Raw genomic sequence first — 19576 nt, 5'->3', positions numbered from 1 at the left:
TATTCCCTTTTATAGCTATTTCCCCTATACTAAGTTAAAAGAAAAAGAGAGAATAAGGAGCTTGATTATGGATAAGCGTCTTACCCGCACAGATTATTTATTCGCCCTCATGTTTATCTTTATGCTTGTTTGTATCCTAGGCGCCTTTTTCTACGGTTTGAGAGTCGGCCAGGAAAAATCTGATCAAAAATACGATAAAATTTTAAACGCTGACAAGGCTGTCGTCCAAGAAATTGGGGCTTATGATCAACAAGTATTGGTTTCATATTACCATACCATCTTTTTACCCTTTAGGGAATTTCAGAATAAATGGTTTGAGTTGATGAGTCAAATTGAGCTGGGGAATTCCACGATTGATGCTTCTGCTGTATTGAAAGAACTATATAAATTAGCAGATGAGAAATACAGCGTCCTGCAAAGCAAGAACATGCCCGCTTCCTCACCTCTGCTCGTTCAGTCCCATCAAGGCTATCTGAAGAGTTTGAAGCTGTTTGCGGACACTTTGAAAAGTTACCAAAGCAAAGCCAACGGGCTTAGAGGCGCTCAATTGATGGACGCCATTCAGAAAGATGCCTATTTCCAAGAAGCCAAAACGCAAGCTTTGACAGCTCAAAAAAATTATTATGATTCTATTGTCGCGTGGAACGGAACCATCGATCACGACATCGAGAACTTCGATCCTAACAACAACGCCAATTTGGACCAATGGCGCGCTATGAATATAAATGTTAAAAATCTGTACATAACGGCAAAATTACTCAAAAACAAATCGTTCATACCGTTTTATCCGCAAGATCTTACAATTCGCATCGATGAATTCATCGCATCGGGACAAGCAAAGAAACTGAATGTAAGCGATGTGAATCAAACGATGGATCTTCTGTTAAGTACGAACGCTGTCCGTTCTGGGGATTTTGTCAAAGGCAAATCCAAATGGTACGCCAACGAAGTACTGCCACAGCTGCCATTCTTCTCTGATGTGAATTAAACAAGAAATGGCTGGCTGGCTGAAAAGTAATTTTGTTGAATGCGCGTCAGCAGTAGAAGGTGAAGAAGGAGCTAAGCGGATTGTTCGCTTGGCTCCTTCTTTTTGGGGGTGGGGTTGAGCGAAGCCCGACCCCAGTCCACCCCGAGTTTGCTTTGTGGTGTCGCCCCCTATCATGATGGAGGGGCTCGACGCACAGAGAATAAGCTAGCTGAGAGTGCTTTTTAGCTTGCCTATCCCCCCCATGCTCCCAAGTTACCAAAGAGAGATACAGCTGCTCTAAGGAATAAGAACCTGTCAGCACAATTCAAGAGATAACGGGAGTTTCACGCGAAACGCGGAAAAACAGCGTTAACAAGCAACTCTGTGCACCATGAACGACATTTCAGGCGGGATAAGGTTCAAATTCAGCGTTACAGTTGTGTCTGAGCCTACTTCGGAATTTTAACGTTGAAAAACAACGTTAAAAGGCAGAACTGAGCACCTTGAACAGCGTTTCAGGCAATATAAGGTTGAAATTCAACGTTACAGCGGCGGCAGAGGCTACTTCAGGAACCTTAACGTTGAAAAACAACGTTAAAAAGCAGAACTGAGCACCTTGAACAGCATTTCAGGCAGGATAAGGTTGAATTTCAGCGTTAAAGTGTGTCTGAGCCTACTTCGGGAACTACATTTCAGGCGAGTTAAAGTTGAAATTCAGCGTTACAAGGGCGACTGAGGCTACTTCAGCACTTGTAACGTTGAAAAACAACGTTAACAAATAGGGTTGAGCACCGCTGAGCTCCTGCATATCAAACTGTCATTCTAATGAACTGGATTGGCATTATAAAGTTGTGTATAGGCGGAATGGTGAATTGAGGTTTTTGAGTGAATTGAGGTTTTTGAATTCATAAAGGGGCTGCCTCAAGGTAAATTTGCCTTCAGATCAGCCCCTTTATGTTAGTCGTATTGAAACCCGCGGAGCATCGCGATTGCCGCCATGCCGCCATCCACGTTAATGACCCGCTCGATCCCATTCACTTGCAAATACTCTGCTACTCGGTGGCTGCGCACACCATGCGCACATACCAAGTAAATATCTTGATCCTCGGGAAGCTCGCCGATCCGATGAGGAATTTGCTGCATAGGGATCAGCTTGGCTTCTTCCAGATGATAAAAGTCCCATTCATGCGGTTCCCTTACATCAATGATAACACTGTCTTGCAGCGCTTGTTGATCTAGAAATTCAACAAACTTTTGGGGGTGAATGCTGGATACTTCCATATGCACTTTCCTTCCATAGCTATAATGTCGATGTAAACAGTACGATATCGAAAAACAGGCAAAAATACAAGCGAATTTACATTGCATTCTCATCTTTATTGCTTTAAAATAAACAAAAAGCTAGGAGCAATTCCCATAAGAAATCAATATGAATTTCTTGTGAAATTGATTCGACATGTATTGACACGATTTCAATCGCATGGTAATCTAATGAAAATTCTATCACAGTAAAGCGTTGACGGAGCCAAGTAAATAAAGTAGCTTTCAGAGAGCCGATGGCAGGTGAGAATCGGCAGCGAATATTTACGGAGCACTCCAGAGTTATTGCATTGAATTTAAGTAGATGCAATCGGAACGGAACACGTTACAGTTCCAGGTCGCAAGACCAATTGAGGCTCCCCGTGCGAATGGGCAGCGAACTAGGGTGGTACCACGAAAGCAATCTCTCGTCCCTTGGATACAGACATCATATGTCTGTACCTGAGGGCTGGGAGTTTTTTTATGTTCATATTCTAAGGAGGAACCGAATTATGTACAAAGTTCTAGTATCCGATCCAATTAGTGACATGGGAATTCAAATGCTTTATGATGCAACCGATGTAGAAGTCGTTAAGCAATCTGGTCTTTCTGAAGATGAACTCATCGCCATCATTGGCGATTATGACGCACTTCTTGTTCGCAGTCAAACGAAGGTAACGGAGAAAATTATGAGTGCTGGCACGAGGCTCAAGGTTATTGGCCGTGCTGGTGTCGGTGTTGACAATATTGATTTGGAAGCTGCTACAAAACGCGGAATTATCGTGATCAACGCTCCTGACGGAAACACGATTGCAACATGCGAGCTTACTTTTGCCATGATGATGTCTACAGCACGCATGATTCCACAAGCTTACAAGAAAACAGTTGGCGGCGAATGGGATCGCAAATTCATCGGGGTTGAGCTTCGCAACAAAACACTCGGTATTCTCGGTATGGGACGTATTGGCAGTGAAGTAGCGAAACGCGCTAAAGTGTTCGGCATGGAAGTCATCGGCTACGATCCGTTTTTAACGGAAGAACGTGCGGAGAAAATTGGCGTTAAATTAGGAACGGTTAATGAAATTGTTGCACAAGCTGATTTCATTACTGTGCATACACCCCTCACACCGGAAACGCGTCACTTGATCTCCAAGCCTCAATTCGACATCATGAAAAAAGGCATGCGTTTGATCAACTGTGCGCGCGGCGGCATCATTGATGAAATGGCCATGGTAGAAGCGATTGAACAAGGCATTGTTGCAGGAGCGGCTTTCGACGTATTCGAAGTTGAACCTCCACAACAGGATCACCCATTCTTGAACAATCCTAAAGTCATCGTAACGCCTCATCTGGGTGCTTCCACGATTGAAGCGCAAGAAAACGTAGCTATTGATGTTTCCGAAGAGGTTCTTCACATCCTGCGCAATGAACCATTCAAAAATGCGGTTAACTTGCCGCCAGTACCAGCGAATGTATTGAACATACTTCAACCTTATTTCGGACTTGGCGAAAAAATCGGTTCCATTCTTGGTCAAATCGCCCAAGGCGCTGTGTACGAAATCGTAGTCAACTATGCTGGCGACTTAATTGATGTCGACACAAGTCCATTAACTCGCTACATCGTCAAAGGCGTGTTCGAGAAACAACTTGAAGGCCTCAATATCGTCAATGCCATGCACCTCGCGAAATCGCGTGATGTGAACATCGTGGTTCAGAAATCAAACACATCCAACAGTTTCACCAACTTGGTCACTGTTACAGTAAAAACAAAGCAAGAAGAGAAAACACTTGCAGGCACATTGCTAGCTGGCTACGGCGAGCGCATCGTTCGAATCGACCAATACCCTGTAGATTTCGCAGCTGAAGGCAACTTGCTGCTGATCTCACACAATGATAAGCCTGGTATCATCGGTCGTGTAGGTACCCTGCTCGGAACAAACAACGTGAACATTGCGACTATGCAGGTTGGTCGTAAAGTCATCGGCGGTTCTGCCATCATGGTCTTGACGATTGATAAATCAGCACCTTCAAACGTATTGGATGAGCTGTCGGAACAAGCAGAAATCGTGAATGTTCGTGCTCTTACCGTATAACTTGTAAGCAAACACCACAAAGTGTTTCACGAACAACAAGATTTTGTCTGAATATTCTACAAAATCAAAGGCGTTTGCTGAGAGATCCTCTCAGCAAACGCCTTTTTCATGTCGAATTACGTGATATTAAGCTATTTTGGGTTCACATGGAAGGAAAATGGTGAAGGTTGTCCCTTGACCTAGTTGGCTTTGCACCTTAACGCTGCCATAATGTGCTTCTATGATGTTTTTGACGATGGCTAGACCAAGTCCTGTTCCGCCCGATGAGCCGCGCGTACGGGCCTTATCAGCCTTGTAGAAACGTTCAAAAATAAACGGCAGGTCTTCAGCAGGGATCCCCTGCCCTTGATCAGAGACCTCAATGCGAATCGCCGGCTTATCTTTGAAGACGGCGGACTCCGCTTTGACGGCAATACTGGCCCCTGCGGCTGTATGCCGGAAAGCATTGTCGAGCAGGTTCGTCATCACCTGCTCGAGCCGGTCCTCATCCCCCCGCAGGAGGATGAGCGGTTCATCCGGCAGCGATGCGCTTAGCGCGATGCCTCGCTCTTTGGCCAGCACCGAGAACTTGCGGTGCATGCGCTTGATCAGGGGGTCGACTTCGACCTCCCTGAAGACAAGTTCGAGATGGCCGGCTTCCATCCGGGCCAGGTCGAGCAGGTCGCGGACGAGCCGTCCCATGCGGAGCGACTCGTCATGAATGACCTGCACCAGCTCCTTGCTTTCCTCCGGCGTGGAGGGAATATCGTCCAGCAGAGCTTCGCTGTAGCCCTGCAGCATGGAGATCGGCGTGCGCAGTTCATGCGATACATTCGCTACGAAATCTTTGCGCAGCTTATCGAGCCGCTCCTCCTCTGTGACATTACGCAAGACGGCAACGGCGCCGCGCACTTGATCGCTTGTGTAGAGCGGTGTCATGGCGACTGACCAGACGCCATTCTGCACATGCAGTTTCGTTGCCGCTTCCGAAGATTCATCTACGACCGCTTCAAAAAGCGGAATCAACGGAACAGGAATAGGACTCGAATAGGGATTGCTGAAGCTTGTCAGACCCCAATCACCGAGCGCGGTATCCGGCTTGCGGAAGCGCCGCGTTTCCTCATCGTCCTCAGACCATTCAATTTCGCTCCACTCTTGCACAATCTTCTCACCTTGCGGATTCGTAAGCATCACGAATCCATTGGCATCCAGGGTAATAACCGCGTCCGTCATACTGCGCAGAATACTGGATAAATGTTCCTTCTCCTGGCTAAGGGCGCGAATGCTTTCCTGCATTTTCTGACCCATATGGTTGAATGTCTTGGCAAGCTCTCCGATCTCATCCTTGGATTGAATCGGGACGCGAGTTCCATATTCCCCCATCGTGATCAAATCCGCTGCTTTTTTCAAGCGCTGGAGCGGCCTTGTTATCCGTGAGAACAAGAAGAAAGCGAAGAAAGTCGTCATCAGGAAGCCTACGATAGAAACATAGATAAACAATTTCAGCATGTATTTTTGCGTAGCTTCTAAAGATTGTAAAGATTGATAAATCATCGTGGCGCCCACAATGTTTCCTTGTAGATTCCTCAGGGGCACAGCCACGACCAGATAATCGCTGCCCAGCTTGAATTTCTCTTTGCCAGGCATATTCACAGGTTTGGAAATCGTCTGACCCGCGAAGACGGGGGCAAGTTCCGCCGCTGTGTAGAAGTTCGACGCATGAAAGCTTATTAATTCACTGCTTTTGGAAATAGGCAATTCCATTTCTTTCATATCCGTCGAGATGATGAGCATTCTCGCGTCCTGAAAGCCTAACAGCTCATTGCTTAATTGATAGAACTCTTCATTGAACATATGATTGGAAGCTTCCTCTGAGAATTTAAGAGCCAGCTTTTCCAAAATGTGACTCTGATCATTCGCTTGAGAGAAATAGTTTTGCATGTAATTGACAAGAAAAAAGCCTAGTATGAGCAAAACAACCCCAACTAAGCCAATAATCGTTAACCAAAGCTTACCGACGACACTTCTGAATATAAACACGTTATTTAGGCACCTCTAGCTTATAGCCTACTCCCCATACGGTCGTAATCATTGCGGCAGCATCCGGGGATACTTTGTTTAATTTCTCACGAAGCCGCTTTACATGCGTATCGACCGTCCGCAAATCACCGAAGAATTCATAATTCCATACATCTTTCAAGAGTTCCTCACGCGAGAACACTTTATCCGGAGAAACCGCTAGATAGTGAAGCAATTCGTATTCTTTAGGCGTCAAGGCGACTTCTTGCCCTCCCGCTGTTACCCGATGGGCATCATGCTCAATAATCAAATTAGGGAAGACAATATTGTTGCTTGAACTGGCATCTTTGGATAAATAAGCGGTCGCAGAGGATCTGCGCAAAATAGCTTTAACGCGATAGATCACTTCGCGAGGCGAGAACGGTTTAACAACATAATCATCCGCTCCCACTTCAAAGCCGCTTACGCGATTCGTCTCTTCGCCTTTGGCCGTCAGCATAATTACTGGCGTTGATTTCACTTGACGAAGCCTAGCGCAAACTTCAATCCCATCTATACCAGGCAGCATCACATCTAATAAGATTAAGTCAAAATCCAAATCCGTCGCCATGCGCAGCGCGGTCTCGCCATCTTCTGCTTCTTCAATAATGTAGCCTTCTTTTTCCAGATACATCCTGAGCAGTCGACGAATTCTTTCCTCATCATCCACAACGAGTATGCTAGCTTTCATTTCCATGTAGCTTCACATCCTTATCTAATTTTGTTCAACTATGTTATACACCCGCATAGGAGTGAAGACCTGCAATGACAAGATTTACCCCAACCAAAGTAAACATAACCACGATAAAACCAATCACCGTTAACCAAGCCGATTTCTTCCCTTGCCAACCTTTGGACAGCCGCAGATGCAGGAAGACGGCATAGAACAACCAAGTGATCAGTGCCCATACTTCTTTGGGGTCCCAGCCCCAGAAACGTCCCCAAGCCTCTTGCGCCCAAATCATGGCAAAGATCAGTGCCCCGAGTGTAAAGATCGGATAGCCAATGGCAATTGCCCTGTAACTGATTTCATCTAAATCTTCGGCATCCATTCCTTTCACAACAGGTCCGATAGCAGCACCCAACGGCTTGCGCGCTACCAACCGAGCAAGTGCATAGAGGATTAATCCACCGAGTACGGACCAAATGACCGTGTTCAGCTTACGTCCGGCACTTGCCCCTTCCATCCAGGACGGCGCTGCGAACAATGGTTCATTCATGCCAAGGAATGGCTTCATTGAAACAACGTCCATGCCGTGAGGTTTCACGATTGGCGGCAGTACGTATGTTTCGTTCTGCGTATTCGTTTGTTGCTGCCCTTGTGCATCTGTGACAACCACTTGTTTGGAGAAGACAGCCTTATACCCCGAACCGTTAAATGTAAAAATAGAGGCAATAAAGGCAATGAGCATCAAGATGAAAAAGAGCGTCAGCTCCAAACCTCTTTGTTCGCGCTTATCGACTTTCGTCGTTCCTTTGTAATCGACTGCACGCATGAGATACATTAATCCACCGGCAAAACCAACACCGAAGAACGCTTCCCCTGCTGCTGCGGTCGTAACGTGAATTTTCAACCAATAGCTTTGCAAGGCCGGAATTAATGGCTGAACTTCACTTGGAAATACCGAAGCATAAGCAATAATGATAAAGCCAATCGGCAATGCGAACACGCCAAGCACCGGAGTGCGATAAATCAGATAAACAATCAAGAAAGCAAACATAATCATCATGCCCAAGAAAGTCATGAACTCGTACATATTAGAAGTTGGAATATGACTGCCTTCCACCCATCTTGTAAAAAAGAAAGTCACATGACAGGCAAAGCCTGCAACGGAGGTTAGAAAAGCGACAAACCCCCATCTCTTCGTATGTTGTTCCGGATCGCGATTACTCCATTTCCTGCCTGTAATGGAAAGAACGAAAAGCAAAAATGCGGCCAGGTAAACGAAAAAAGCGATAAGTAAAAAGGTGCTGCTGACTGAATTTACATTCACCCTTGGTTCCCTCCTGTATCTAGTGATTTTGGTGATACATCCATATCGTTCTTCTTAAGGGCGGCTGCAACTTCATTGCGCAAACCAAACCAGTTTTTATTCGTATGTCCGCCTAAAGTTAATTTGCCTTGATCTATTCGAATCCAGATCCGTCTATGCTGCCAGTAAAAGCCCATAATAACGCCGATCATAAAGATCGCAGAGCCAACCCAGATATACGGCATCGCTTTATCCACACGAATATTCAAATAAGTCGTGTAATTCGCGAATTGCACACCTTCCATGCTGCCTACCGCAAGCTTCAACTTCTGGCTGATAGCCCCGTTAATGGTGTCTTGAGAGAAAGACTCCTTATCCACTTGCCGTGGGAAATACATATAGGGTTCACCGTTGGCAGAAAGTCCCGGACCTGTGATGCTAAAAATAAATGCAGGCGCTTTCGGTTCATTCGATAAACTAATTGGCTGACCCTTTTCTAACCCGAATTCTGGAAAATAGCCTTTTAACTTCAACGTATAAGGCCCTGCCTGATATTCTTCCTTCGGGTTGTTCATAGGCAGATCAAAACTTCCGTAAGATTCACCGGTCGCCGGATTGCTTAACGTAGGTTTTACAGAAATGAGCAGCGGCGTCGATTTGTAATCAAATTGATACGCTTGCAGTCCCTTGTAGTCCAGAGGATGATTCACAAGAATGTTCGATTTATGTACTTCTTCAAGTACGGGCTCTTTGCCTGACTCATCGCAATTCGCTGAGCAATGATAAAGCACCGCCTGTGTTTCATACGTTTTTGGAACAATCTGTCCTTTGGCCTTGATGCTCTCAGGCAGATCTTTATCATCATAGAGTTCCAAGGTGAATTTCTCATTTTTGATAAAATAAGACGTATGCGGAATCTGTTTCGTTTCGCCCTCCAGAATGCCCATGTATTGATCCATATGCCATCCTGGGATACTTCTCATAAGGACGCCAATCAGGAAAATGATGAGGCCAATATGGTTAATATAGGGCCCCCAACGGCTAAAACGATATTTCTCTGCCAGCAGAGCCGTTCCATCTTTGCCTTTATGTATGCGATAGCTCTTTTTGCGTAAAATCGTGCCCAGCTTGCTTGTCCAAGCTTCCTCATCCGTTCCGGCAGGCAGCTCCGTCGTAAGCGTGACTTTTTGTCTTGTCAAGAAATTCAGATGCTTGCGGATTTGCTGCTTGGATAATGCTTTGTATAGCGGAAGCACACGGTCCAAGCTGCAAATAACAAGCGATGTCCCGATCATGAACAGCAAGGTAATGAACCACCATGAGTTAAACGTATGAGAAAAGCCAAGCACGTGATAGATGGTACCTAGAGTACCGTAATTTTCTGAGTAATATTGGGCAGGATCCATATCCAGAAACGTATTTTCTTGCGGAAAAATGGTGCCTACCGCCGAAGCGACAACCGTGAAGAAAATGATCCATACCGCTATTTTAACCGAGGAAAAGAAATTCCAGACTTTATCCAATATCGAAGGATTCGATTTCTGCGAGCGGCGAGCCATGCCATCATACCGCATTTCCAGTATATCTCTGCCATCTATATCAATCAGCGGATTTCCACATGATTCACAGAGTGTAGTTCCTGTAGGATTCTGATGCCCACAATCGCATTTGGTGTTGTAAAACAACATGTTGACCTCCTGAAAACTTCAAGCATTTATTGATTTTACGGCTTGTTAACCAACTGTCCCAGCGTTTCATCGATGAAAGCTTCTGTCATCTGACCGATTTTCTTGACGACAATTTTCCCGTCTGCGCCTATAAAGAAAGTTGTTGGATAATCCATGACACCATACTGCTTGCGCACTACTTCCTTGGCATCCAGCAGTACAGGCAGACTCAATTTGTATTGATCCATAAAGCCTTGAACCGTCACTTTATTTTTGTCGACATTCACCTCTAGGAAGACAACGCCTTGTTTGCTCCATTTGTCATACTGCCTCTGAAGGGCAGGCATTTCCTCTTTACAAGGCGGACAAAAAGTGCCCCAGAAATTAATCAGCACCGGTTTCCCTTTGTAATCCGATAATTGATGTGTTTCTCCTTCTAGCCCGACTAATGAAAAGTTTGTCGCTTTATCGCCTTGTTGCGGATACTTCTTGCTATCCGAGGCGGACAAATTCGTAATAATGGTAAATACGCCAATAATAAGCACGATTGCAAATATCGCAATCTGTACCCATTTCTTTCTTGCACCCACAATGTATCACCTTCGCTTTTTCGACAATAGTAGTCGTTTATCACACAGTATTACCTTTATTATAACGAAAAGAAGGCCAATTCTTATTGGCCTTTTTGAACGTTATGTGTCGTGAGAGCCTCGTTCCTAAGCTCTTCAACCTCTTTGGGCGTCAAGTGGCGGTACTTCGCTCTCGGCAGACCTGTTAAGAAGATTGGACCAAATTTGATTCGTTTTAATTTAATAACCGGAAAAGAAATCGCTTCGAACATCCGTCTGACTTGTCGATTCCTGCCCTCATAGATCGTAATGGTGATGATGGATTCATTTTTCTCCATATTCACATCCGCATATTCGACTTCAGCAGGCGCCGTCATCCCGTCTTCTAACTGTATGCCCGTTTTTAGCTTTTCTAATAACGTGCCGTGCGGAACACCTTTTACAGTTGCTTGATAAGTCTTAGGCACGTGATGCTTGGGATGCGTAAGCAAATGGGCAAATTCACCGTCATTCGTTAATAGCAGTAAGCCTTCCGTATCATAATCCAATCGTCCGACCGGATAAACGCGTTCTCTGATCCCAGGCAAGTAGTCCGTAACAACTTTACGTCCTTCCGGGTCCGTCGCACTTGTAATAACACCCTTCGGCTTATTCAAGATGACGTAGATTTTCTTCTGTTGTCCGATAGCTCGTCCATCTACTCTGATTTCGTCTTCAGCCGAGTTCACTTTCACGCCAAGCGTCGTAACGACTTCGCCGTTCACTTGAACCCGTCCCGCTGTAATAATTTCTTCACATTTCCGTCGGGAAGCAATTCCCGCTTCAGCCAATACTTTTTGCAGTCTTTCCATAATCCGCTTTCACCTCAAGCTAATGATAACGGAGTTGCCTGCAAATCTCAAGAGCGAAGGTGCTTGAAATCCTAAACAAAGACAAGATAACAGATCACGATGGAGGCAATGAAACCTACTAGATCAGAAATCAGCCCCACCTTTAATGCATAGCTGGCTTTGCGAATACCGATAGCGCCGAAATAAACCGTAATGACATACAGCGTCGTGTCTGTACTCCCTTGCACCGTTGAAGCAATTCGTCCTATCATGGAATCTGGGCCAAACTGCTCGATAAGATCCGTTGTAAAAGCCAGCGAACCCGCTCCGGTTATGGGCCGAAGGATGGCTAAAGGCAATACTTCCGTTGGCACCCCTATCTTGTCAAAGATGGGATGCATCCAGCCGAGCAATAGATCCATAGCTCCTGAAGCTCGAAAAACGGAGATAGCTACCATCATGCCGACGAGATGTGGAATGATTTTGATTGCCGTATCGAAGCCTTCTTTGGCGCCATCTACGAAAGATTCATAAACAGGAATTTTTTTATAGGCGGCATATAGCGGAATGAAGACAATCATGATCGGAATAGCCCATGCTGAGATGAGCGAGACGAGGGCATACATGGGAAATCATCCTTTCAATGGCGGGATGGGCGAGCGCGATCTGCGGTACCAACGATCCACAACGATGGCTGCTGCCGTTGAAATGATTGTAGCAATCAGCGTTGTACCAACGATTTCCGCGGGATTGACAGAGTTGTAATTCATACGAATCGCGATCAGTGTTGTTGGAATGAGCGTAACACTTGACGTATTCAAAGCCAGCAGCGTACACATCGCTGTACTCGCTGTATCTTTATCCGGATTTAGCTTCTGCAGTTCCTGCATCGCTTTAATACCCATCGGCGTTGCGGCGTTGCCAAGTCCCAGAATGTTGGCGCTCATGTTGGACATGATGTATCCGAGTGCAGGATGATTCTTGGGAACGCTGGGAAATAAGAAGCGGATCGCCGGCTGCAGCAGTCTCGCGAGCTTGCTTAAAATGCCAGCATCTTCCGCAATCCGCATCATGCCCATCCAAAAAACTAGTACGCTAATAAGTCCAAAACACACCGTCACTCCGCTCTTCGCCCCTTCAAACGCCGCTTGCGTCACGGCTTCCACATTGCCATTCAGCGCTGCAACGACGAAGCCACCAACGATAAACAACAACCAAATCCAATTCACCATAGATTTGCCCTCCTAATCGGCCCACTCGGATTCAGATATCATAAATAACTCGCGGACTAGCATTCTTAGCACATACCCATAGTGCGAGAGCAGTGTTGCTTGATATGGCTCACTTTTTTGAAAAGAGAAGGTGGATTGACTGTCAACTTGCAGGAGCGGACTCGTTTTGTCATAAATCGGAATCGTTTGAATCAGATTATTTTTAAGCAAGTACTGAATGGTTCCACGTTCGCCCAATCGATAGGAAGTCGTCGCCGGGTCAGCCAATGTTACCTTGCGCGTCAACAACTGGGCTTCTCCTTCAGCTAACGGATAAGAGAAGGTTCTTCCCACAACGCCTGTTGAACCCTCAACAGCGTCTCCTTTGTTCACAAGGGTTAACAGCGGGAAATACGTAAAGCCATATTGGAGCAATCGTCCATGATCGCCCCAATCATCCGGATCATTCAGCGTAACGACAGCAAGCTGATGCCCGTTGCGTGATGCAGAAGAAACCAGACAGCGCTTTGCAAGCTTCGTATAGCCTGTTTTCACACCATCAGCGCCCTCAAACAGGCTCAGCATTTTATTTTTATTGAGCCAGGAGTAATCCCAAGCTTCATTCGGGTTCGGCACTTTTTTTAGCTTCGTGGAAACAATATCTTGAAATACGTTGTTTTTCAAAGCGTATGCGGTTAGCTTAGCCATATCATTGGGACTTGAGCGATGACCTTCCCCTTCATCCAAACCAGAAGGATTCGTGAAATGCGAGTGGTCCATCCCGAGCATTTTCGCTTTCTCATTCATTAGATAGACGAAGCCGTCCACACTGCCTCCGATATGTTCTGCGATTGCTGTCGCCGCATCGTTCCCCGACCTTAGCATTAAGCCATAGAGCATATCATGGAGGCGCATTTCCTCGCCAAGCTTCAAATAGATGGAGGAGCCTTCCTTGCCAAAAGCTGTTTTGGTTACCTTTACTTTATCGTTCAAATTCCCTTGTTCAATAGAGATAATAGCGGTCATAATTTTCGTTAAACTAGCAATGCGCATAGGCGTGTCCCCTTTTTGGCTATAAAGAATACGACCAGACTCGACATCAATTAGGGAAGCGCCAACCGCATTCGTGTGAATGCCTGGCGGTGCTGCATCCACTTGTGCCAGCGGTGCAAGCAGTAAACTAAGCAGCATACTGCACATTAGGATGAAACGGACTTTAATCTTCATGGTTATCCCCCTACACAAAAGAACTTGTACCCCAGCTTACGCAAAACTTTGTACAAGTATATGCTGCCGGATTGGGGATATGTCCTAAATAGTGAATCAAAACGACACATCCTATAAAGGGAATCCTGTTAAGGGAACTCAAGTGCGCTATTTTGATAAATATCAGTGATGCGAGGGTCATAGCGGGACTACAGGGTCTTATTTCCACGAAAAGCGCTGAATTCCCCCGTAAACAGCAAAATAACGTACTCTAGTTCCCTCAACCTCGCCAAAATGACACTTTTGGCTAGAATAGCGGATTGACGTTCCCTTATTTCCGTGCGAGGCAACTTAGATATCATTTAACCTCCTCCTCCTTCTCGACCACTAATTGGCAGCCTAGCTCGAATCCCCATAACCACAACAAAAAAAGCTGTCCACAAAGGACAGCTTCAACATAGGCCGATCACTACACGATGAAATTTTGATTTTCGATATTTGTTACATTGTTCGCTCCATTTGCGCCAAGCGTGCTCGCAGCAGGCTTCGCAGTCAACCCTTTGATCATGCTTTGGATTCTGTCCACCACTTGCGGTGCGGAGTCGATTAGACGCTCGAGGATGTGCGTTTGATTATCAAGCGGCACAACCTTGACGCCATTTTTGCCGACGACAAGAAAAGCAATTGGTGTAATGGATACCCCGCCGCCGCTACCGCCACCAAATGGCAGGGAGACCTTGGCATTCAGCGCATCGCTTTTGCTGATTGAACCTCCTTCGATTTCTATTTCGGAATCGGTTACGAACTCGCTGCCGCCTGCCGCGAAACCAAATCCTACCTTAGAAATCGGCATGATGACACTGCCATCCGGCGTTTCTACCGGGTCTCCAACAATTGTGTTCACGTCAACCATTTCTTTGATATTTTCCATGGCGACTTTCATGAGGCCTTGAATCGGATGTTCGGACATGTTTGTATTCCTCCTTAGCGATTTTAGCCAGACAAGCTGGCATCGGAAACGCAAGCGTTAAAGACCAAAACTGGTTCTTTTTTAGAATGCCCTTAGTGGAATAGCGTTATGTACCGTTCAAGAAGCCGTTTTGACTCTGGATCTGGACTTCAAAACAATTTGAATCCATATGCGAAGACCACCCTTTACTTTCGCCGCGCGCACCAACAGGCGAATTCCAGCTAACACAGCAAACCAGACGCGGATACGTCCTGCGAAGCGAAATTCAGTTGAAAACTGCTTTTGATTATATTGCGGAATGACATCAATACGCGGTTTCGCCACTAACTTCACATAGCGAATCCCAAAGCCCAGCAACGACGATTTGATCCCCCAAATCGCTCCAGTTGTGATGGCTGTTTCCGGTGCGTCGCCCACTCCAACACGTGTGATCCACTTGAGTTCCGTACACTCCACTTTGGCTAGTGTCATCTTCATCCATTCATACATGTTCAAGGTATGCATCAGAACCACTTTCGCTTCTTTGTAAAAAGCAATGACTTTATCTTTCGTAATATGATCCTTTTTCGCATCTTTTAATTCGGCCTTTTTGTCGTTCACAACTTCCGACTTAATCATGATTCCCTGTGTAAAGCCTTTGAATTGAATAATTGGAATCACATATCGATAGCGTACAAGCCCAAACAAAGCTCGCATCTCGACGGACAGCGTATCATTATCCTTTACCCTTGAGAAATAAAATTCCCCTCGTATAAAACTGACTAGGACAGCGATAATCGCCACAGTGACCACAAGCAGTGCAAGCCCTATCCACAACAAGGTGATATTCCTCCTCAGCAAAAAAACTCCACTGGCAAGAAGAAGTCTTCTCGCCAATGGAGTTAGTATGAGCTAAATAAGGAAATGAAATGCATTTCCGCCTGACCTTATTCGTGTCCGTCATGTCCGTCATGTCCGTCATGTCCGTCATTCACATCTTCAAGGGTTAATTGTTTCTGATCGCCACCCAAGCGATCAAACAGCATGCGGGTCTCTTCTTCCAAATCAAAATTCCCTTGAAAACTCGTTGAATCCGGCAATTCCAGAATGGAGCCAAGCCCAAAATATTCAAGAAATTGTTTCGAAGTCCCATAGAGAATCGGTCTGCCTACCGCATCAGCTCGTCCAACTTCTGCAATTAGATCTTTGCCGGTCAAGGTTGCCAATGCGCGATCACATTTGACACCGCGGATTTCCTCAATCTCAACGCGTGTAATCGGTTGCTTATAGGCAACAATCGAAAGGGTTTCCAGCGCTGCCTGGGAGAGGGATGAGCGTGATGGTGTGTAAGCCAACCGTTCAAAATACGGGGCATGCTCCGCCAAAGTCGTCAATTGATACGCCCCAGCTACCTCCACGATCTGAATGCCGCGTCCCTTCCGTTTGAATTCGGTTCTCATATCTTTGAGCAGATCGCGAATCAAATAAAGGTCTAATTCCATGACTTCTGCCAACTGCTTCGCATCCAAGCCTTCGTCACCAGAAGCAAAGAGCAGTCCTTCAATAATTGATTTCATCTGCGGTAAATTGAGTGTCAATGTCAGAAACCTCCTCTCTCGATTGGATAACGATATCTTCAAACAGCTTGTGCTGATGGCAAACGACTTTCTTCATTTTCATTAATTCTAGAATCGCCAAGAACGTAACAACAATTTCTTCCCGAGTCCTATCGTAATCAAATAATTTGGAAAATAGCAATTTACCGCCTCGTACCTTGAGTAAATCGATGACTTCACGAATCCGGTCTTTCACGGATATCTCATCCCGACGAATGCGTGCAACCACATTCCGATTGGCTAATTTGCGCAAAGTCCGCTGAAAAGCGAACAGCAGATCCGCTACATCCAATCCTTCAACAGGATTCTCTTGACTATGCGGCAGGAAAGAAGTTAAATCCTCAGGTTCACGCGTGTAAACTAAGCTGCGCTCCACCTCTTTGTCCCTCAGCATGTCAGCAATCGACTTGTACTTCCTGTATTCAATCAGTTTGGCAACCAGTTCAGCTCGCGGATCAAGTTCGTCTTCCATATCATCAAAATATTCATCAAATTCAATTACAGGCGGCTTAGGCAGCAGCATTTTACTCTTAATGGAGAGCAGCGTCGCAGCCATAACTAGAAATTCACTCGTAATTTCCAGTTCCAATTCCTGCATCGCTTGTACATAGCCTAAGTATTGATCTGTAATCTCTTTGATCGGAATATTATAAATGTCGAGTTCATTTTTATCGATCAAGTGCAGCAATAGATCAAGGGGGCCTTCAAAAGCTTCTAACTTATAGGTGACTTTCATCTCTGTTCCCCCTTGTCATAGTGAAAATACTTGCATTATAAACTGCGCGGCAAAAGGATAGACATGCCCAAGCAGCCATTGGCCCATCGGTGTAACCAGAAGAACGATAACGAGAATAAGTGCATAACGTTGATTTCTTGGGAACCAGCCTTGCCTATTGGCAGGCAAAAAACCTTTTATAATATACCAGCCATCTAACGGATACAGGGGCAACAAATGGATGAAACAAATCATGATATTGACAATGACGCCATACTGCAAATAGACTCGCCATTGTTCCACGGTTATCGACTCCGCCGTTCCACCCGCTAAGGCAGGTAGAAAGAAATTGAGCCACCAGAAGAACAAAGCGAGCAGCAAATTGGTAAAAGGACCCGCTGCATATACCAAGGCGTTGGATAGCCTAGGTTTTCTTGGGAAACGAGCAGCGTCTATGGGTATTTTCTTTGACCAACCGTAAGGTCCGAATACGATCATCGCCAATCCCAAGGCATCCAAATGTGCCAAGGGATTGAGTGAGAACCGTTTGCTGTCCCGAGCTGTTCGATCTCCGAGCAGCCAAGCTGCACCTGCGTGCGCAGCATCATGCAGCGTCATCGCAATCAGAAAGGCGAGCAGTCGGGGCAGCAGCGTTTCCAAATGATAATAAGAAAGCATTAGGAAGTGAATTGCTTCGTCAAATTAGCCATTTCAATCGCAGTTACAGCCGCTTCCCAGCCTTTATTTCCAGCTTTCGTTCCCGCGCGCTCAACAGCTTGCTCGATGGAGTCCGTTGTCAATACGCCAAAGATCGTTGGAACGCCAGTTTTCAAGTTAATGGCAGAAACACCTTTCGCTACTTCGCTGCACACATAATCAAAGTGAGGCGTTGACCCCCGAATGACAGCGCCTAGGGTTATTACCGCATCGTATTTGCCGCTTTCAGCCATTTTTTGCGCGATAAGCGGTAGTTCGAACGCTCCTGGTACCCAGGCGATATCAATCTCATCTTCCAACACGCCGTGACGCTTCAAAGCGTCCTGTGCGCCGCCAAGCAACTTGGATGTGATGAACTCATTGAAACGACCTACAACAATCCCATATTTCAAGTTTTGCGAAATTAAATGTCCTTCATAAATGTTAGCCATGATTATAGTCTCCCTCTCTTATCAAACCGTGTAGTATGAACCCATGCAACCTCTATGCTTAAATGCCGCTGCCCGAGTCATGAAAACTCAGCATGTGACCAAGCTTTGATTTCTTTGTTTGCAAATAACTCAAATTATCTGCTTTGCTGTCCATTTGGATGGCTACCCGCTCCACGACTTCTAGACCATAACCTTCCAGACCTTTGATCTTGCGTGGATTGTTCGTCAATAAACGAAGCTGCGTGATGCCCAAATCCTTCAGAATTTGCGCCCCAATCCCGTAATCACGAAGATCTGGAGCAAATCCAAGTTTAATATTCGCTTCTACCGTATCAAATCCCTGCTCTTGCAAGGCATAAGCCTTCAATTTATTGATTAAACCGATTCCGCGACCTTCCTGTCGCATATATAATAATACACCATTGCCCTCTTCATCAATCTGTTTTAGAGCTGCATCCAATTGCGGACCGCAATCACAGCGATGAGAATGGAATACATCTCCCGTTAAGCACTCGGAATGTACACGAACCAAGGTTGGTTTGGAAGGATCGATCGTTCCTTTGACCAATGCCACGTGCTCTTTGTTGTCCAATTGGTTGGTATAGGCAATGGCCTTAAACGTGCCGAAATCCGTTGGCAGCTTAATTTCGACTTCGCGTTCAACCAATTTTTCCTGTTTATTGCGATAATGGATTAAATCCTGAATTGTAATAATACGCAACTCATGTTTGGCGGCAATCTCCATCAAATCAGGTACACGCGCCATCGTGCCGTCTTCTTTGATGACTTCACAGATGACAGCGGCAGGATAGGAATTGCACATAATCGCTAGATCAACAGCAGCTTCTGTATGGCCTGTTCGACGAAGAACGCCGCCTTTTTTGGCAATCAAAGGAAAAATATGACCTGGTCTGCGGAAATCCTGAGGTTTCGTCTTAGGATCAATCAAACCCATGATTGTTCTCGAACGCTCATGAGCCGATATGCCCGTGCTTGTATCGCTATGGTCAACAGAAACCGTAAACGCTGTGCCGTGGTAATCGGTATTCTTGGCTACCATCGGAGGCAAATCCAGTTCTTGTGCCCGTTCTTCCGTAATCGGCACGCACACGAGTCCGCGTCCTTCTTTAATCATGAAATTAATCACTTCCGGTGTTGTTTTATCCGCAAGTGCAATAAAATCACCTTCATTCTCACGATCCTCATCATCGACAACAATGATGACCTTGCCCAGCTTGAGATCCTCCAGAGCTTCTTCAATACGGTTGAAGTTGATTTCTGTCATATTCACCTCTC

The 19576-nt window shown here is 45.7% G+C and carries 20 protein-coding genes and 1 other annotated feature; of the genes, 2 read left to right on the top strand and 18 right to left on the bottom strand.

Features of this window, described 5'->3' with window-relative positions:
- Positions 1-67: 67 nt before the first annotated feature.
- Positions 68-988: a hypothetical protein gene (locus IEY34_RS19465; RefSeq protein ID WP_189014232.1), complete on the top strand. Its 921-nt coding sequence runs from the start codon at positions 68-70 to the stop codon at positions 986-988.
- Between the two features lie 936 nt (positions 989-1924).
- On the opposite strand, the gene IEY34_RS19460 is transcribed toward IEY34_RS19465, so the two are convergent.
- Positions 1925-2248: a rhodanese-like domain-containing protein gene (locus IEY34_RS19460; RefSeq protein WP_189014230.1), complete on the bottom strand. Its 324-nt coding sequence runs from the start codon at positions 2246-2248 to the stop codon at positions 1925-1927.
- 226 nt (positions 2249-2474) lie between these two features.
- Positions 2475-2705, top strand: a binding site (T-box leader).
- A 73-nt stretch (positions 2706-2778) separates the two neighbouring features.
- On the opposite strand from IEY34_RS19460, the gene serA reads away from it, so the two are divergent.
- The gene (gene serA, locus IEY34_RS19455) at positions 2779-4359 is read left to right on the top strand and encodes a phosphoglycerate dehydrogenase (protein WP_189014228.1); all 1581 of its coding nucleotides are present in this window, start codon (positions 2779-2781) and stop codon (positions 4357-4359) included.
- Between the two features lie 126 nt (positions 4360-4485).
- On the opposite strand, the gene IEY34_RS19450 is transcribed toward serA, so the two are convergent.
- From IEY34_RS19450 to IEY34_RS19370, 17 genes are all read right to left on the bottom strand, one after another.
- Positions 4486-6378, bottom strand: a complete 1893-nt coding sequence (locus tag IEY34_RS19450) for a HAMP domain-containing sensor histidine kinase (protein WP_189014226.1) — start codon at positions 6376-6378, stop codon at positions 4486-4488.
- Position 6379: 1 nt separating this feature from the next.
- Positions 6380-7093: a response regulator gene (locus IEY34_RS19445; protein WP_189014224.1), complete on the bottom strand. Its 714-nt coding sequence runs from the start codon at positions 7091-7093 to the stop codon at positions 6380-6382.
- A 37-nt stretch (positions 7094-7130) separates the two neighbouring features.
- Entirely contained in the window at positions 7131-8390 is a 1260-nt protein-coding gene (ccsA, locus tag IEY34_RS19440; RefSeq protein ID WP_189014222.1) for a cytochrome c biogenesis protein CcsA, read from the bottom strand.
- Positions 8387-10054: a cytochrome c biogenesis protein ResB gene (gene resB / locus IEY34_RS19435; RefSeq protein WP_189014379.1), complete on the bottom strand. Its 1668-nt coding sequence runs from the start codon at positions 10052-10054 to the stop codon at positions 8387-8389. Before resB ends, ccsA begins: the two co-directional genes overlap by 4 nt.
- Positions 10055-10092: 38 nt before the next feature.
- Complete coding sequence (locus IEY34_RS19430; protein ID WP_189014215.1) at positions 10093-10626, bottom strand: redoxin domain-containing protein; 534 nt, start codon at positions 10624-10626, stop codon at positions 10093-10095.
- Between the two features lie 83 nt (positions 10627-10709).
- Complete coding sequence (locus IEY34_RS19425; RefSeq protein ID WP_189014213.1) at positions 10710-11456, bottom strand: pseudouridine synthase; 747 nt, start codon at positions 11454-11456, stop codon at positions 10710-10712.
- Between the two features lie 71 nt (positions 11457-11527).
- Complete coding sequence (locus IEY34_RS19420; RefSeq protein WP_189014211.1) at positions 11528-12061, bottom strand: spore maturation protein; 534 nt, start codon at positions 12059-12061, stop codon at positions 11528-11530.
- A 6-nt stretch (positions 12062-12067) separates the two neighbouring features.
- On the bottom strand, positions 12068-12667 hold the full coding sequence (locus IEY34_RS19415) for a nucleoside recognition domain-containing protein (RefSeq protein ID WP_189014209.1): 600 nt from the start codon (positions 12665-12667) through the stop codon (positions 12068-12070).
- 12 nt (positions 12668-12679) lie between these two features.
- Positions 12680-13873, bottom strand: a complete 1194-nt coding sequence (locus IEY34_RS19410) for a D-alanyl-D-alanine carboxypeptidase family protein (protein WP_189014207.1) — start codon at positions 13871-13873, stop codon at positions 12680-12682.
- Positions 13874-14061: 188 nt separating this feature from the next.
- A complete protein-coding gene (locus IEY34_RS19405; RefSeq protein WP_189014204.1) occupies positions 14062-14214 on the bottom strand; it encodes a hypothetical protein in 153 nt (50 codons plus the stop codon).
- Between the two features lie 107 nt (positions 14215-14321).
- Complete coding sequence (gene ytfJ / locus IEY34_RS19400; protein ID WP_189014202.1) at positions 14322-14822, bottom strand: GerW family sporulation protein; 501 nt, start codon at positions 14820-14822, stop codon at positions 14322-14324.
- A 117-nt stretch (positions 14823-14939) separates the two neighbouring features.
- Complete coding sequence (locus tag IEY34_RS19395) at positions 14940-15641, bottom strand: DUF2953 domain-containing protein (RefSeq protein ID WP_189014200.1); 702 nt, start codon at positions 15639-15641, stop codon at positions 14940-14942.
- 107 nt (positions 15642-15748) lie between these two features.
- Positions 15749-16378 (bottom strand): SMC-Scp complex subunit ScpB, encoded by a 630-nt coding sequence (scpB, locus tag IEY34_RS19390; protein WP_189014378.1) that lies wholly within the window; start codon positions 16376-16378, stop codon positions 15749-15751.
- A complete protein-coding gene (locus IEY34_RS19385; RefSeq protein WP_189014198.1) occupies positions 16362-17153 on the bottom strand; it encodes a segregation and condensation protein A in 792 nt (263 codons plus the stop codon). Before IEY34_RS19385 ends, scpB begins: the two co-directional genes overlap by 17 nt.
- 15 nt (positions 17154-17168) lie before the next feature.
- Entirely contained in the window at positions 17169-17810 is a 642-nt protein-coding gene (locus IEY34_RS19380) for a site-2 protease family protein (protein WP_189014196.1), read from the bottom strand.
- A complete protein-coding gene (ribH, locus tag IEY34_RS19375) occupies positions 17810-18280 on the bottom strand; it encodes a 6,7-dimethyl-8-ribityllumazine synthase (protein WP_189014195.1) in 471 nt (156 codons plus the stop codon). The genes IEY34_RS19380 and ribH overlap by 1 nt, the downstream gene beginning before the upstream one ends.
- 58 nt (positions 18281-18338) lie before the next feature.
- Complete coding sequence (locus tag IEY34_RS19370) at positions 18339-19565, bottom strand: bifunctional 3,4-dihydroxy-2-butanone-4-phosphate synthase/GTP cyclohydrolase II (RefSeq protein WP_189014193.1); 1227 nt, start codon at positions 19563-19565, stop codon at positions 18339-18341.
- Positions 19566-19576 lie beyond the last annotated feature (11 nt).

The organism is Paenibacillus marchantiophytorum, from assembly GCF_014640555.1.
In the GTDB taxonomy this organism is placed as follows: Bacteria; Bacillota; Bacilli; order Paenibacillales; family NBRC-103111; genus Paenibacillus_E; species Paenibacillus_E marchantiophytorum.
Note: the sequence above shows the minus strand (reverse complement) of the source record. Positions and strands in the feature narration are given on the sequence as shown.

What these genes read in the sequence shown, in the direction of transcription:
- IEY34_RS19465 (WP_189014232.1), top strand. Translation starts at nt 68, where the DNA reads ATGGATAAGCGTCTTACCCGCACAGATTATTTATTCGCCCTCATGTTT.
- IEY34_RS19460 (WP_189014230.1), bottom strand. Translation starts at nt 2,248, where the DNA reads ATGGAAGTATCCAGCATTCACCCCCAAAAGTTTGTTGAATTTCTAGAT.
- serA (WP_189014228.1), top strand. Translation starts at nt 2,779, where the DNA reads ATGTACAAAGTTCTAGTATCCGATCCAATTAGTGACATGGGAATTCAA.
- IEY34_RS19445 (WP_189014224.1), bottom strand. Translation starts at nt 7,093, where the DNA reads ATGGAAATGAAAGCTAGCATACTCGTTGTGGATGATGAGGAAAGAATT.
- IEY34_RS19425 (WP_189014213.1), bottom strand. Translation starts at nt 11,456, where the DNA reads ATGGAAAGACTGCAAAAAGTATTGGCTGAAGCGGGAATTGCTTCCCGA.
- IEY34_RS19420 (WP_189014211.1), bottom strand. Translation starts at nt 12,061, where the DNA reads ATGTATGCCCTCGTCTCGCTCATCTCAGCATGGGCTATTCCGATCATG.
- IEY34_RS19415 (WP_189014209.1), bottom strand. Translation starts at nt 12,667, where the DNA reads ATGGTGAATTGGATTTGGTTGTTGTTTATCGTTGGTGGCTTCGTCGTT.
- IEY34_RS19410 (WP_189014207.1), bottom strand. Translation starts at nt 13,873, where the DNA reads ATGAAGATTAAAGTCCGTTTCATCCTAATGTGCAGTATGCTGCTTAGT.
- IEY34_RS19405 (WP_189014204.1), bottom strand. Translation starts at nt 14,214, where the DNA reads ATGATATCTAAGTTGCCTCGCACGGAAATAAGGGAACGTCAATCCGCT.
- ytfJ (WP_189014202.1), bottom strand. Translation starts at nt 14,822, where the DNA reads ATGTCCGAACATCCGATTCAAGGCCTCATGAAAGTCGCCATGGAAAAT.
- scpB (WP_189014378.1), bottom strand. Translation starts at nt 16,378, where the DNA reads ATGAAATCAATTATTGAAGGACTGCTCTTTGCTTCTGGTGACGAAGGC.
- IEY34_RS19385 (WP_189014198.1), bottom strand. Translation starts at nt 17,153, where the DNA reads ATGAAAGTCACCTATAAGTTAGAAGCTTTTGAAGGCCCCCTTGATCTA.
- IEY34_RS19380 (WP_189014196.1), bottom strand. Translation starts at nt 17,810, where the DNA reads ATGCTTTCTTATTATCATTTGGAAACGCTGCTGCCCCGACTGCTCGCC.
- ribH (WP_189014195.1), bottom strand. Translation starts at nt 18,280, where the DNA reads ATGGCTAACATTTATGAAGGACATTTAATTTCGCAAAACTTGAAATAT.
- IEY34_RS19370 (WP_189014193.1), bottom strand. Translation starts at nt 19,565, where the DNA reads ATGACAGAAATCAACTTCAACCGTATTGAAGAAGCTCTGGAGGATCTC.